At 41.0% G+C, this 13,821-nt stretch carries 13 protein-coding genes and 1 pseudogene; 3 read left to right on the top strand and 11 right to left on the bottom strand.

Going from position 1 to position 13,821, the window contains the following annotated elements; all coding sequences use genetic code 11:
• Nucleotides 1-78: 78 nt before the first annotated feature.
• On the bottom strand, nucleotides 79-837 hold the full coding sequence (locus HWQ43_RS19340) for a HesA/MoeB/ThiF family protein (protein WP_292737024.1): 759 nt from the start codon (nucleotides 835-837) through the stop codon (nucleotides 79-81).
• A gap of 463 nt (nucleotides 838-1,300) precedes the next feature.
• On the opposite strand from HWQ43_RS19340, the pseudogene HWQ43_RS19335 reads away from it, so the two are divergent.
• Nucleotides 1,301-1,456: pseudogene (locus HWQ43_RS19335) on the top strand (substrate-binding domain-containing protein); the annotation flags it as partial.
• A 269-nt stretch (nucleotides 1,457-1,725) separates the two neighbouring features.
• Here the strand turns inward: HWQ43_RS19335 and HWQ43_RS19330 are convergent.
• The 6 genes from HWQ43_RS19330 to nifH form a co-directional block, all read right to left on the bottom strand.
• Nucleotides 1,726-2,088 carry a hypothetical protein gene (locus tag HWQ43_RS19330; protein WP_292737023.1) on the bottom strand — a complete coding sequence of 121 codons (363 nt, stop codon included), beginning with the start codon at nucleotides 2,086-2,088 and terminating at the stop codon, nucleotides 1,726-1,728.
• Nucleotides 2,089-2,213: 125 nt separating this feature from the next.
• Nucleotides 2,214-2,582, bottom strand: coding sequence for a hypothetical protein (locus HWQ43_RS19325; RefSeq protein ID WP_292737021.1), 369 nt, complete (start codon nucleotides 2,580-2,582; stop codon nucleotides 2,214-2,216).
• A gap of 87 nt (nucleotides 2,583-2,669) precedes the next feature.
• The gene (locus tag HWQ43_RS19320) at nucleotides 2,670-3,644 is read right to left on the bottom strand and encodes a type I restriction endonuclease (RefSeq protein WP_292737019.1); all 975 of its coding nucleotides are present in this window, start codon (nucleotides 3,642-3,644) and stop codon (nucleotides 2,670-2,672) included.
• Between the two features lie 168 nt (nucleotides 3,645-3,812).
• Nucleotides 3,813-5,123 (bottom strand): nitrogenase iron-molybdenum cofactor biosynthesis protein NifN, encoded by a 1,311-nt coding sequence (gene nifN / locus HWQ43_RS19315; protein ID WP_292737017.1) that lies wholly within the window; start codon nucleotides 5,121-5,123, stop codon nucleotides 3,813-3,815.
• Nucleotides 5,123-6,517 (bottom strand): nitrogenase iron-molybdenum cofactor biosynthesis protein NifE, encoded by a 1,395-nt coding sequence (nifE, locus tag HWQ43_RS19310; RefSeq protein WP_292737015.1) that lies wholly within the window; start codon nucleotides 6,515-6,517, stop codon nucleotides 5,123-5,125. Before nifE ends, nifN begins: the two co-directional genes overlap by 1 nt.
• 359 nt (nucleotides 6,518-6,876) lie before the next feature.
• Complete coding sequence (gene nifH, locus HWQ43_RS19305) at nucleotides 6,877-7,833, bottom strand: nitrogenase iron protein (RefSeq protein ID WP_094331809.1); 957 nt, start codon at nucleotides 7,831-7,833, stop codon at nucleotides 6,877-6,879.
• 254 nt (nucleotides 7,834-8,087) lie between these two features.
• Between nifH and HWQ43_RS19300 the strand changes: the two genes are divergently transcribed.
• Nucleotides 8,088-8,294, top strand: coding sequence for a hypothetical protein (locus HWQ43_RS19300; RefSeq protein ID WP_292737012.1), 207 nt, complete (start codon nucleotides 8,088-8,090; stop codon nucleotides 8,292-8,294).
• A 28-nt stretch (nucleotides 8,295-8,322) separates the two neighbouring features.
• On the opposite strand, the gene HWQ43_RS19295 is transcribed toward HWQ43_RS19300, so the two are convergent.
• Entirely contained in the window at nucleotides 8,323-9,456 is a 1,134-nt protein-coding gene (locus HWQ43_RS19295) for a substrate-binding domain-containing protein (protein WP_292737010.1), read from the bottom strand.
• Between the two features lie 603 nt (nucleotides 9,457-10,059).
• Nucleotides 10,060-10,698 carry a peroxiredoxin gene (locus HWQ43_RS19290; RefSeq protein WP_100900226.1) on the bottom strand — a complete coding sequence of 213 codons (639 nt, stop codon included), beginning with the start codon at nucleotides 10,696-10,698 and terminating at the stop codon, nucleotides 10,060-10,062.
• Nucleotides 10,699-11,131: 433 nt separating this feature from the next.
• Between HWQ43_RS19290 and HWQ43_RS19285 the strand changes: the two genes are divergently transcribed.
• Nucleotides 11,132-11,278 (top strand): hypothetical protein, encoded by a 147-nt coding sequence (locus tag HWQ43_RS19285; protein WP_292737007.1) that lies wholly within the window; start codon nucleotides 11,132-11,134, stop codon nucleotides 11,276-11,278.
• 124 nt (nucleotides 11,279-11,402) lie between these two features.
• On the opposite strand, the gene hpsP is transcribed toward HWQ43_RS19285, so the two are convergent.
• Together hpsP and hpsO are read right to left on the bottom strand one after the other, a co-directional pair.
• Nucleotides 11,403-12,575 (bottom strand): hormogonium polysaccharide biosynthesis glycosyltransferase HpsP, encoded by a 1,173-nt coding sequence (gene hpsP, locus HWQ43_RS19280; RefSeq protein ID WP_292737033.1) that lies wholly within the window; start codon nucleotides 12,573-12,575, stop codon nucleotides 11,403-11,405.
• Between the two features lie 70 nt (nucleotides 12,576-12,645).
• Complete coding sequence (gene hpsO, locus HWQ43_RS19275) at nucleotides 12,646-13,821, bottom strand: hormogonium polysaccharide biosynthesis glycosyltransferase HpsO (RefSeq protein ID WP_292737005.1); 1,176 nt, start codon at nucleotides 13,819-13,821, stop codon at nucleotides 12,646-12,648.

Here is a 13,821-nt window from a genome sequence, read left to right as displayed (position 1 = left end):
TGCTACAGAATAGCTCGAAATGAGTAGATAAGTTGTGGCGATCCGCTTATAAAGCGATCGCTACTATTATCCAACTATTTACGAATTTTCCGAGCAAGAACGGCTACCACACACCAGACATAAAGGATCGTGATAAGAATGTCGTTTGGCAAATTCCATTCGCATCAAGTCGATTGTCAGCAGTTGTGACAATAAGGGTTCACTAAACTTAGTAATCAGCTTTATTACCTCTAATGCACTAAGACAAGCTAGTGTCCCAGAGACAGCACCGATAACCGAGAACCCACGCCGATTCCAATCTGGCTTTTCTGGGAACAAGCATGATAGACAAGGAGTGACACCAGGAATAATCGTTGTCAGGTAAGCTTCCATTCCGTCCATTGCAGCTTCCACCATTGGTTTTTGCCAGCGCACGCAAGCCTCATTAAGCAAGTTCCTCTCTGTGAAATTGTGGGCGCAATCAACAGCTATATCAGCAGATTGCACTAAAGAGTCTACATTCTCTTTTGTAACGTAATCATGAACTGCTTCCACCCGAATATCAGGATTAATAGCTTGCAGAGTTTCTCTGGCTTTGAATACTCTTGGCTTACCTACCCAATCATTTGTCATCAGAACCTGACGATTCATATCATCCAGCCGTAAGTCACCATCCCGAACTAGGATTAGCCGCCCAACACCTGCTACTGCCAAATATAGCGCTGATGTACCGCCTAATCCTCCTACACCTGTAACCAAAACCGTTGCAGACTTCAAGCGCTTTTGTCCTGCTTCTCCAAAATTGGGAAGCATCATTTGGCGGTGATAGCGTTCTAACTCACTGGGTGTTAAGTTCATCGCTTTTTAATTCTTTATCAGTCGTAAAATTTACCACCTAGTTGGTAGCAAGTATTGTACTTGTCTATACATTTTCCTGATTTACTACCTGTAAAGTTGGTATTTATTCCAGGCACTATTAAAAGAGCTATGTGCAAATATAGCGATGTCTATGATGGTCACTAACTTGTACTGAGCGCAACCGTTGGCGCAGCCTCTCGCAGAGAAGTAGCTTCCTCCTCTTAAGCAAGCTACGCGGAGCGTCTCCAAGAGTTGTGCGGGCTATTCGGTGTCGCAAATGTGGTGCTGCTCTCTCTGCGGAGATGTCGTGATAGCCCTTTATTCGATCATCCCTGCTCTTTGACCAGCACCGATCTATTACTGCCAGTTTGCTCTTTGTCCTGGGTTGAATGCCCAATGAAATAAACCCCGCAGCAAGGCTGTGGGGTCTTTTAGGTATTATTGTTTTCTAGTGGGATATACAGTCAGGGCTGATGCAAGAATCAGTACGGCATCTATAACTGCTGCCTTTGGATTGAGATTTATCCCCTTTCATAGTGCGCGATATGACTTGATAATTCTCAAAGAATACTTGGAACAATTACTAGTACAGCAGTTTATCACTATCTTGGGACATCGGAAGCCTGCGATCGCAGCTACAATTGTTTCCTTCCTAATTAATGTATAAAACTGCATTGGGAGCGTTTGAATTAATTTTGATGGAATAGTCAGCTAAACCATATCTAGGAAAGCATATCTAAAATTTTTATAATTTTTGTAGTCTGGGCCGAAAAGCCCGCCTAGTTCATGCAATTGAAATGTGGAACAGCTGATAAGGGGTAAGCACTAAAAAAAGTGAAATACTACTGCCTTGGTTAATACCAAATTTTCGCCTATTCACCTGTTTGACTAGGCTTCATCATCTGATGTTTCTTCAATGTCGATTTCCCAAGGTTCTCCTTTATAATCTGGTGAAAAAAGGTGAATTTTGCCCTTGTTGGAAAACTGCTTCAACTTTTTGATGAACTGGGGAATAGCATCGACTATATGCAGATAACTTTCTATGTCATAACAGATAATGAGTAACATCAGAGGACTAGTATTTATCTTGAAATACCAGTGGCAATTTGATAGTAAAACTCGCAGAATTGGGCCGCAGGCTTGATAAAATCGCCTGCAAGTAGCTTCTTCTAATTGCCTATAGAATAACTCGTTAAGTATAGGTGCTCCAGTTGGAGGCAAATCATCTGGGGAAAGGGGGGATTTATTCATAGTAAATAACTAGGGATTGGGAATTATTAGTCAAAAAAATACAATGCTCCTGCGTGTTTTCATCACGCCATCTATTCAAAGATGGCGCAATAAGCACTTTTGTAATTGCACCCAAAGTCGGGAAATCATAGTAAATGTTCTTGTTTTTGTGTTAGAAGCCATTGCAGTTCTAACCACAAACGCGGATCTGTCTGCTTTACCTTCGACATCGGATCTCGCAGCAGATGTGTAGCATTTAGGCAGACAACTTCAACTAATCCTGCATATTCTGCTACTTCTCTGAGTATAGATATTTTGGCTTTGACATCAGCAATCAGATTGTCAGGGCAATAAATAGTGAAGTATGGCAGAAAGTGAACACGAGGTCTTCCCCAATAAGACTCAATGAGTTTAACATGACAGTGTTTTAGCAATTCATCGACTTGTGGGAAAGAATGAGCAATAACCGTTTTGAATTCTTTGACTAGCTCTTGTTCATACCAACTTGTGTTCATAGTTATAACTTTCATGCTGAAAGTAGCAATTGGGAATTTTGAATTGTGAGTTAGTTTTTCTACTAATCACTGATAATTAAGCATTTACTAGCCTTGGTGCAAAGATTTTTTGGGGTACTGTGTAGTACAAAAAGGTCTGCGAAGCAATTTTTTCCTAATGCTGGTTTCGTTCTCCTCAAACACTATCAAGTGCAATACTTGCTCTAGAAAACGCCGTTTGTCAAAAATGCCTTGAATCAGTACCTCTAGTTCAGTTGCGCCCTTGGCAGGAAAATCTTCTCCATCAATGGTGCGCCAGGGTAAAAACTCCTGCCAGTCTGAGGTTAATGTACCGATTCGTGCCCGATTTCCATAAGTAACAACTAGGAATGTATTGTAGTCAAACAGCTTTGGTATTTGTTGACAGTAGGTCTGAATTCGCTGATAACCTTCTTTGAAAGTGGCCTGTTCATCACTTGGTTGAATCGAGACAATAACTGCCAAGGGTAAACCGTTGATAAACACAACTACATCAGGACAGTGAGTATAATTCCCCTCAATTATAGTCAAGGGATGAATAGCTAGCCAATCATTATTCAATAGATTAGACGTATCAATGAGCCACACAAAGTCATGAACTATTTCTTCGTTATACAGGTATTCAACTTTCACTCCATTGGTCAAGAATTTGTGAAAGCGACGGTTATTTTCCAGTAAGTCGGAACCATGAGTGCAAGTAACCTGATAGATAGCTGCGGCGATCGCCTCATCAGGTTTTTTCGGGTTAATTTTCTGCAAAGCACTATGGAGGCGCTGATACAAAACCACATCACTATAACTACTCCGCCCTATCTGATGCTTACCGAAAACAATATCTGGCTCTAATAAAACTGTGTAGCCAATAACCTCAAACCAGGTGAGCAAAGATGTGGCTTTGCCCGCCGCAGGTATTGCTTCTCTACGTTTGTGTAGCTGGCTTTTGAGTAGGGATATCGCAGATTGTGTAAGGTCAAAACGGCGACGAAGTTTTTTTGTAACACGACTCGCTTTGACAGTTGTTTTTTTTAGCTGTGCTGGATTCATGAAAAAGCTTGTGCCTAGTTTATTGGCATTGGTTGGTATATTTTCGATGGAGTATACGACTTGATACTAACTATCAAAGCTGAACTTGATTGGCAAAATTGTATCTTGTGCTACAATATTACCAATAATATTGGTAATATTGTACTGAACAGTTAGAGTTAGTTCTGTTTAATGCTTAACCTTTATTTCCTGCTCTAAAAACAGGTTGCCAATATCAAATAAAAGTTGCATAGTACCTCGATAGCCAACTTTGGTGAACTGACCATAATCTAAGCGGTCAAAAATGGGAATCCCTTGACGGTAGAGAGGAATTTTTAAGCGTTGAGCGATCGCTATTCCATGAGAGTTGGTAATTAGCAAATCAGATCCAACCGCCAATTGCTCAAAGTCTTCCAAATCGCCGATGGTGACGCTCTTGATCGGCAGTTTTTCTAGCAGAGGAAAGCGTGTTGTTGTCACTGCTGAGTGAATCTCAACTCCTAGCGATCGCAAAAAAGCAACTGTTGACCAAAGTAAATCTGGTTCCAGCGCCAAAGCAACTCGCTTGCACCCAAAGTAAAAATGATTCTCCAACATCACATGTTGTAACTGACGGCGTTGACGGCGGTATTTCTCCGGTACGCTGACACCACTGATATCCGCCAATGCTTGTAGGAATTTATCTACTGCTGTTAGTCCCGTCAATTCACTAAATATCTCATAGGGGATATTGAATCTCTGCTCCAAAATTTGTGCCCCAGCCCGCATACTATCACCTAGCGCCAAAGTGAATACAGAACTACCAATTGAGCGCAACTGTGCCAAAGTCGTGCCATTACAGCTAATGGCACTAGAAGAATCTTCTATATGACCATCTAATGACCCACAAAGGTCAGGTACAACAATAGGTACAAGTCCAAAAGAGGTAACAATCTCTTTGATTTCCTGTACATCCCCTGGTGTGAAAGCAGAACTCGCCAAAATAGTGATTTGTGTGGGGCAAGCGTCTTGCTTGGAGCTTTTTTGAGGAATTTCCCTGACAATACTCTCAACTGCGCCAGCAAAGCCATCCTGTAATGTACCTTTGAAATCTGGTGTAGAGACAAGCACAATTGGTAAATAATCCAGTTCTGGGTGACGGTGACGAATCTCCTTAACAAAGCGTCCCATGTCATCACCTCTGGTTTCCACCAGTCCAGTACTACACAGACCGATAATTTCTGGTTTGGATCTCTGCACCAAAGTCAAGATTGCTTGTTCAACTCTTTCCTCGCCACCCAAAATGGTTGCAACTTCGGTCATCGCCGTACTGGAAAGGGGAATCGTTTGACGGAAATGTTGTACTAATACCGCTTTAGTCAAAGCAGTACAACCTTGAGAACCGTGTAATAAAGGCATGATTCCCTTCAACCCCAAAAAGGCTAAAACTGCACCCACAGTTTGGCTTTGCTTCAGGGGATTAACTGCAACAGATGTACTCGTAACGCTAATAATCGCCATCAAATATCCTCCTCAGAAGAATTTCCTACTGACCACGGGGCTGGCTGGTATACTTGTTCCCACACAGGATTGTAAAAAGCGGCATACAATTCTCGTGCTACTTCTAAAATTCCTACATACCCTGCATAAGGATGGTTGCGTTCAGTATTAATATCTAGGAATGGAATTCTAGCTGTGAGAGAGGTGTCTTGATGGCGTTTATCAGCAATTAACATATCAGCTTGATTTTCGTTAATTAGCTGTAAAATTTCTTCAGGACTATTTTGTTCTAAGATTATGCCATCTTGACCGAGCAAACTTTTGACTCTAATTTTATCCTCATCAGTATTATTCTTAGTAAGAATAGCAATAACTTCCATCCCCAATTTTTTAGCGGCAAAGATAATCAACCAACTCTTGAAACTTCCAGTAGAAAGGATAACGCGTTTACCTTGAAATCGGGTAATATACAGAGCGAGTTTTTCATCTATTGCAGCAGTTTCTTCTACAATTAGTTTTTCTGTACGTTCCTGCAAATCAGAATTATCTAACTTTGCAGCAATATTCCTTAAACACTGATTGATTTGCTCTATGCCATAAATAGACTCTTCAATATAGGGAATGCCATATTTTTTCTCCATCCCTTTTGCCATGTTAATTAGTGCTTTGGAGGAGAGTATGACGTTAAGTTTGGCACGATGGGCATAGCAAACTTCTTTGTAGATAGCATCGCCTGTAATTTTCGCCAAAACTCTAATACCTAATTTCTCCAATAACGGTAGAACATTCCATATTGCACCTGCAATGTTATGTTCACCAATTAGGTTGATGTCATCAGGTGTACTAGTGTCTGGTTCAGCTGTTCCAATAACGTGTTCTAGCAACGCTTCACCAGCGACACGGTTGCCCAAATTTTGGTTCCCAATAAAGCCAGGGCAATGTACAGGGATAGTAGGTATTCCTGTTTTTTCGGTAGCATCTTTGCAAACTCCTTCGATATCATCTCCAATCAGGGCGGTGATGCAAGTGGAGTAAACAAATACCGCCGTCGGTTTGTAGCGTCTTGCTAATTCTAAAATGCCTTTGTACAGCTTTTTGGCTCCACCGAAGATGATATCGTTCTCATCGATGTCGCTGCTAAAACGTATTTTGTACAACATCGAATCAGAAGAAAGACTGCTGTAACTTCCCCAAATACTGGCAGCACAGCCACTTGGCCCGTGAACTACATGAGCAGCATCGGTGATTGGTACTAGGGTAATCATCGCACTATCAAAAGCGCAACTCCCTTGAGTAGTTCCAGGTTGGGGTAATTGTGTGGAGGACTTTTTTTTATGCAGTTTCTGCTGCTGACGAGCATCTTCGGAATTGGAGTCACTGAGTGAATCGTTGATTTTTCCTGAAGTGGGATTCATTTGTTTGGTGACAATAGGTAGAATTTGTTAGATGTTAACTGAATTCCCCAAGGCTTTTATAGGACTTTCATTTATTAATCTATCTAAAACATGGAATAAAAGGGAATGATCAAGAGAATTTGTCATTCCCTAAAATATAAACATCAACTAGGTTAGAGAAGGAGAAAAGAAAAACACTAACTAAAGTAATAAAGTATTAATTTTGCTGTGTATACTTTATTGGATTAGTGTTAACACGGTACTGATAAAATACTCAGAGGTTAAGATTAGCTATTCGATTACCTCCATTTTAAAAGATTGTTGAGAAAGTGGGCGAGAATAGCCCACTTAATATTTACTTTGTATTTAGCACTTGAGTCTTAGCTACCAGAAACTATTTCTACGTTTCCTTTTTTCACTGCTTCTAGTGCTTCGCCTTGAACGTCTTCTAGCTTTTTCGCAGCATCTGCTTGGCTAATCATTTTTGCAGCATTTTCTTCACTTTCAAGGATACCGAACTCAATCAACAAATCTTCTAGCTCATCCATCTCGATGGGTGTGGGAACTGTAAGATTTGTATTGTTGATAATCTTGTCCGCTAATGTGCGGTATTCATTAGCTTGTTTGCTGTCAGGCGCATACTCGTTCACTGTCATCCGGCGCAATTCGGCGTGTTGCACGATATTGTCACGTGGGACGAAGTGAATCATGTGGGTATTCAATCTGGCTGCCAGGGTGCTAATCAGTTCGTCTTCCCGGTCAGTTTGACGGCTGTTACAAATCAGCCCACCCAAACGTACACCACCAGTATGAGCATATTTGAGAACGCCACGAGCAATGTTGTTGGCCGCAAACATCGCCATCATTTCACCGGAGGTAACGATGTAGATTTCTTGGGCTTTACCTTCACGAATAGGCATGGCGAAACCACCACACACAACGTCGCCCAATACGTCGTAGGATACGAAATCTACGTCTGAGTAAGCACCGTTTTCTTCGAGGAAGTTGATGGCGGTGATGATACCCCGACCGGCGCAACCTACACCAGGTTCTGGTCCACCAGATTCTACGCATCTGATATCCCGGAAGCCAGTGATTACCACTTCTTCGAGTTCGATATCTTCCACAGCGCCTCGTTCCGCAGCCAAGTGCAGCACGGTGGTTTGGGCTTTACAGTGGAGAATCAATCGGGTAGAGTCAGCTTTGGGGTCGCAACCCACAATCAAGATGCGTTGACCCTTTTCTGCCATAGAAGCGAGGGTATTTTGGGAGGTAGTAGATTTACCGATACCACCTTTACCGTAGAAAGCAATTTGTCTAATTTTGCCGTCGGACATGATGATTGATCCTGTAATTGTTTGTTTGGTGAATCTGTCGGTTGATGAGGCGTTGGCACAAAGTGCTTACCGGAGGTACTTGTTCTGTTAAGTTACAGCACTGACCTTATGTAGAACGTCATTGGAGGTGCTCGTTCTACAGCAAAAAGAGTCCGAAGAAAGAACATATTCAAGTTTTAGTCAGTGTTCGTTGGCCATTAGTCATTGTTTTTTCTGACTAATAGCTAGAGCGATAAGACATCACTCAAGGAATATTGCAAGTATTACCATCCACTCACCCAAATGATTTCTCTGACGGTAGTAATACCAACGGGAAAAAGAAAGCTACAGATTCCAAGCTGGAAACCACAATTCAATCCGAATTTCCTAATTATGAATTACGAATTACGAATTATCAAAGGTTGCTCATACCTAAAGAGTGGTTGCAGCAGGAATTTAAATTTACGCCAAGTTTTCCCTAAACCACACAACCAACCATTGCAATCCACTCTAAACAGTCGCTACAACTTCTCCGATTTTGCTGATATCATAACCGCCGAGAATTTCAAATTGGGAGTGAACCATCCGATGTCCCAAAGTACTGAGCAACTGCTGTACAGGTGCTTCTTCCAGATATTCCTTGAGAATCACCAAATCATATCGTGACCGATGTAAAGGGATAAATCCCAGCCCAAAGGCGGTAGCTACAGATGCCGTACTCATACCTGCATCGGCAACTCCTCTGACTACAGCTTGGGCAACATCTTGGTGACTTTTGAGTATATTGTCAAAGCCCTGAACAGCATCAAACGCTATCTGCTCTTTTTGGAGTGTTTGTTCCAAAAGCATCCGACTCCCAGAACCTATTTCGCGGTTGACAATAGTCGCTCCCCCTGACACTAAGTCAGTAACTGTTCTAATTCCCATTGGGTTTCCTGACTTTAACAAAAGTCCCTCCTCCCAGACACCAAGGGTAATCAGAACTGCTTCCCTTCCAGCCAGAACATCTCGAACAAAGGGAGTATTATACTCACCAGTTTCAGGATCATATAGGTGCATCCCAGCGATGTGCGCTTCACCTCGGCATAGACTGTGCAATGCAGCCATACTATTGGCGAAGTTATATTGGACTCGCAGTTGAGGATGCCAGCGTTCGGTGGCTCTTGCCCATAGTGAAATCACAGGGGCACAACCAGCAATCACAACGGTGTTATGAAGTGTTTCGAGATTATCGTCTAAAAGACGGACTCGAACTTTATTTGTACCTGTAAGGCTTGTACTTTCACCATCAGCTGGAATCATATCTTGGCGAAAAGCATCCTTGCCAATCAAGGGATAAGCTATCCATTGTCCTCCCACACGAGCCATGCTAACTCGTAGTTGCTGACCATTAGGAACGGGTTTGGCAAGAATTGCTTCAATTTCAGGTAAATCCCGCTCTAACCAGAATAGATCCTCAACTTGACAGCCAAGCGCTTTGGCCAAGCGAAGTGTTATGGCAACTGAGGGAGCATATAGTCCCGACTCGACACCACTAATTGTCTGACGAGTCACATTAGCGATGTTAGCCAAATCTTGTTGACTCATGCCTAAGCGAGTTCTAATCGACTTCAAGTTATTACGGAGGTCACTATCCTGCTTCATTGGCTTTGTCTCTTAGTTTCAAAAAGCCGTAGCGGATTTAAACATTGCATCTGCCAAGGCGAAAGTGTGGTCTTTGAGTTTATATCATTTCTCTTGGAAGACTTTTTGTGCTTTCGCTGTCTTGATTCCCCATATAAAAAGACTATCACAGAAATTGCCAATTTGCTTGCGAGGCGCAAATTATTTTTGCGGTTGGTTACTTTTTAGCCGCTTTTTTGGCTCAAAAGCCCCAAATTCCGATAAACAGAGCATTTATCTAGCAGTAAATTTTTACCAACTAATTTGGTAAAAAGTGGCGTCTAATACAGTTTTAGAGATTAGTTTCAGCTTTGATGCTTGATAGACGAGTAACACAAATAGTAGAAAACATACCAACCAATTTAGCTTTTAGGGGGAAATTTTGCCCTAATGAAAAATTACCTATTTGACTAAAGTGAATATGCACATAGCATTAGCAAGGAATTGCTGTTTTAAATTTTTGCACAATCAATTAGGTATTTACCAAAGTATGCGATAGATGCCAACAAAGCAATGGAGAGAATAAACAAAGGCGCAAAGATATAACTTTGCGCCTTTGCTTTTTATCCGAAATCATTTTCAGATTTACTTGTTAGGCTGAGGAGTCATCCGCAGATAGGGTTTGATTTCCTCGTAACCTTTGGGGAATTTCTCTTTAAGTACTTCTGGATCTTTCAGTGAGGGGACAATTACAACATCCTCTCCATCTTTCCAGTCAGCTGGTGTCGCCACGCTGTAATTATCAGTCAATTGCAGAGAATCAATTACCCGCAAAAGTTCATCAAAGTTGCGTCCCGTGCTGGGAGGATAGGTGAAAGAGAGACGGAGTTTCTTATTGGGGTCAATCACGAACACCGATCGCACTGTCACAGACGCATTAGCATTGGGGTGAATCATGTCGTAAAGTTCAGAAACCTTGCGATCTGCATCCGCCAAAATTGGGTAGTTAAGGGTGGTGCTTTGAGTTTCTTCAATGTCTCCCACCCAGCCTTTGTGAGATTCTACGTCATCAACGCTGAGTGCGATCGCTTTGACATTGCGCTTGTCAAATTCTGGTTTTAGCTTGGCAACTGTGCCGAGTTCTGTTGTACAAACAGGTGTAAAATCAGCAGGGTGAGAGAACAGCACAACCCAGCTGTCACCTGCCCATTGGTAAAAATCGATGTCGCCGTGTGTTGAGGCTTGCGTAAAGTTAGGTACTGTGTCACCTAGACGGAGAGCCATGAGAGATTCCCTGTAGTTAGAAAGGCATATATATTCTAGTATGCCATCATGACATAAAACCCCGATTTCCCAATCGGACTTTAGCAGTTTGAAACAAAATTTTAGGTTGTCAGCGCTCTCAGATAAGTGATTAAAAGGAGGTAAAAACTATTGACTAAAGTACACATATATGCTTTAGTTTATTATTTTTTCCCTATAGGTTTTTCTTTACATAGAAGATTGCAAATATCAGGGCGATAGCTGACTATAAGCTATTGCACGTCTGGCTTATTGAGTTGCAACATTTCCACATTATTGCAAAATTCCGATAATTTTTCTTCGCATCGATACAATATTATAAGAAATTTATAAGCTATGACAAATTTAATTGTCACAAAACAGGTAATGGGAATAAAGATTACAAATATATTTATTATTTTTAAATTTTGAATTAATGATGATAGTAATCCTTTTGGTTATTGGTGTTATTCTCAGCACAACTGCAAGTTTTGTTTTTGAAGTTCCTTGGTTGATGCCGATTTTAGGTACTGCTGTTCCCTATCCCATTTTCTTGTTACAAATTACGTCGTCAACAATATAAAAGTGCTTTTTGGTGGATGTTATTGTGGGGAGTGTTGCAGAGTATTGCCGTAATTGTAGCAACTGCGATGTCTACGACGGGCTACGCCTACGCACCACAAACAGCAGCAAAAGTTATCCTTCATTCATTTGGTTGCCAGAATTTTTTGGTAGGCTTGGATCGTTTGCTTTGCGATCGCATCCCAGCTAAAATTTTCTAAGGCGTACTTTTGGGCGTTTAATCCCCGGCGTTGGCGTTCTGCGGGATTTTCCAAAGCCTCTTGTAGTAACTCTACCAGTGCTTGAACATCTGTTGCGCCTACCCAACCCGACTCGCTATCACGTATTTGTTGACAAATATGCACTTGGTCAGAAATGACTACGGGTACACCTGCAACCATCGCTTCAGCTACAGCAATTCCAAAATTTTCGTAGTAAGAAGGTAAGACAAATAAATCAGCAGCTTGTAGTAAACTAACTTTGAGTTCACCAGTGATAAAGCCTGTAATTGTAGTGTGCGATCGCAATGGTGAATTTTGAATTTGGGATATTATCTTTTGTTCGTAATCTGGATCTTGAGGATTTGTCCCAGCTAAGACAAAATGAAACTTATAACCAACCGCTAACAGCTTCTCTAGCGCCGGAATCAACAAATTTAACCCTTTTTTCGGGTCAATTCGTGACATAAACAGCACCAAAGGCATATCCTTTGGTATTTCTAACTGACTACATACATTTTTAATAGAAGATTGACGGGGAATCACACCCAAAGGAATCACCAAATCTGGTGTAGATACCCCAAATCTTTCTGATATTTTAGCTTCTTGGTCGCTAGTAAAATGAATTGCTGCTGCACCAGCTAAATTTTGACGTTCTATAATTGCAACATAAAGCTGTTTTAATTGCTTTTTCTTCTGTAAATCAGCCGGATCGAGAGTACCCAAAGGACGAAAAATATAAGGTAGCTTTTGCTGGCGACACACAATAGCAGCAGCGCTAATTATTGGGGAGAATAGAGCATGGATATGTGCTATATCAAACTCGTGAGCATGAAGTTTTAGCCAGTTTAGTAAATCTAGAGAAAATTTGTAGCGACGAAACGGCGCACAACGAAAGTAAATTATTTCATAACCATCTTGTTTAATTGGGCGATTTAAAGGAACATCTAGAGGTGTTTGACCATTATCGCCATTACTATCAGTTGTGAGAATTGTAACTTCCACTCCCTCTTTTACCAATGCTGGAGCTAGCCCTAGTACCATTTGACTGGGGCCACCGTAAATTAGGGAAATTGAGGGAACAATTTGTAATACTTTCATTTTTTTGTCATTCGTCATTTGTCTTTTATCCTTCGTCATTTGTCCTTTATTATTCACTAATGACCAATGACTAATGACTAATGACCAACTCTTGATAAAACTCCAATTGCTGTTTAGCCAAAGCTTTATTTGTATATTGAATCATTGCTTTTTGATAACCTATTTCACCGAGAGTATGAGCAAAATCTGGTTTATCCATTAATTGAACTAAGCAATTAGCAAGAGCTTGAACATCACCTTCAGGAAATACTAAGCCAGCATCGCCAATTACATAGGGAATTTCCCCGGAATCAGAACCAATCACAGGAACTTGGCAAGCCATCGCTTCAATTAGCACATGACCAAATTGCTCTTTCCAGCCAGCAGAAGTTAAGGTTTTAAACTTGTAAGTTGTTTCTGAAGGTAATACTAAAGTACTCATTAAATTGATATAGCTTGCAACCTCATCGTGAGGAACACTTTCGATTAAAATTAACCGTTCTTTAATATTGTTTTCTGCCGCAATTTTCATTAATTCACTTTGCAACTCTCCTCGTCCCAATAACAGTAATTTCCAAGGTTTATTTTTCAATTTAATTAAGGCTTGTAAAAGCGTTAATAAACCCTTTTCTTGCACAAATCGCCCTACAAAACCTATTACAAAATCCTCTTTTTCAATGCCCAACTTAGCTGCTAACTCTGGTTGAGCTTTGGGAGTAAATAAACTTTCATCTACGCCCAGTTGCGGCATGACTTTAATTGCTCCTGTATATGCTCGTTGCCGCAAAACTTCTGCTCCATCCTGATTGCCAGAAATAATGCCGTGGCTGTGGTTGAGGTTATATTTTTCTAATAAAGAAATTGGTAGTTTCAGTTGGTAAGGAAGATTCCACCAAGTAAAAAATATATTTTTTGCCTTGAGTCCTAAGAGCTGATTTAAGGCAATCATTTGAGTATAAGCCAATGCTCTAGACCCTTGTTCCACTTGGATGATTTCGGGGCGAAATTGTTTTAACAAAGATATCAAATCAGCACCAAAGGTAAGAAGTCCCTGATGATTTTGACTAAAATTAGAAACTGGAACTATTCTAAATCTGCCTTCATCACGGTATTCAGTTTCAATAATTCTGTTTTGTACACCGCCTGGTTTCCAGCGCTTTGGGACTACAACTGTCACTTCAATGTCAGGTTCTAGTTGAGATAAAGCGCGTAATTTCTCACAGTTGAGGTCTACGATATAAGTGTGACTAGCAACTAAGATTTTCAT

Origin of the sequence: Nostoc sp. JL31 (assembly GCF_017114965.1) — a bacterium.
Classification (GTDB): Bacteria; Cyanobacteriota; Cyanobacteriia; order Cyanobacteriales; family Nostocaceae; genus Nostoc; species Nostoc punctiforme_A.
Note: the sequence above shows the minus strand (reverse complement) of the source record. Positions and strands in the feature narration are given on the sequence as shown.

What these genes read in the sequence shown, in the direction of transcription:
- HWQ43_RS19340 (WP_292737024.1), bottom strand. Translation starts at nt 837, where the DNA reads ATGAACTTAACACCCAGTGAGTTAGAACGCTATCACCGCCAAATGATG.
- HWQ43_RS19330 (WP_292737023.1), bottom strand. Translation starts at nt 2,088, where the DNA reads ATGAATAAATCCCCCCTTTCCCCAGATGATTTGCCTCCAACTGGAGCA.
- HWQ43_RS19325 (WP_292737021.1), bottom strand. Translation starts at nt 2,582, where the DNA reads ATGAACACAAGTTGGTATGAACAAGAGCTAGTCAAAGAATTCAAAACG.
- HWQ43_RS19320 (WP_292737019.1), bottom strand. Translation starts at nt 3,644, where the DNA reads ATGAATCCAGCACAGCTAAAAAAAACAACTGTCAAAGCGAGTCGTGTT.
- nifN (WP_292737017.1), bottom strand. Translation starts at nt 5,123, where the DNA reads ATGGCGATTATTAGCGTTACGAGTACATCTGTTGCAGTTAATCCCCTG.
- nifE (WP_292737015.1), bottom strand. Translation starts at nt 6,517, where the DNA reads ATGAATCCCACTTCAGGAAAAATCAACGATTCACTCAGTGACTCCAAT.
- nifH (WP_094331809.1), bottom strand. Translation starts at nt 7,833, where the DNA reads ATGTCCGACGGCAAAATTAGACAAATTGCTTTCTACGGTAAAGGTGGT.
- HWQ43_RS19295 (WP_292737010.1), bottom strand. Translation starts at nt 9,456, where the DNA reads ATGAAGCAGGATAGTGACCTCCGTAATAACTTGAAGTCGATTAGAACT.
- HWQ43_RS19290 (WP_100900226.1), bottom strand. Translation starts at nt 10,698, where the DNA reads ATGGCTCTCCGTCTAGGTGACACAGTACCTAACTTTACGCAAGCCTCA.
- HWQ43_RS19285 (WP_292737007.1), top strand. Translation starts at nt 11,132, where the DNA reads ATGATGATAGTAATCCTTTTGGTTATTGGTGTTATTCTCAGCACAACT.
- hpsP (WP_292737033.1), bottom strand. Translation starts at nt 12,575, where the DNA reads ATGAAAGTATTACAAATTGTTCCCTCAATTTCCCTAATTTACGGTGGC.
- hpsO (WP_292737005.1), bottom strand. Translation starts at nt 13,821, where the DNA reads ATGAAAATCTTAGTTGCTAGTCACACTTATATCGTAGACCTCAACTGT.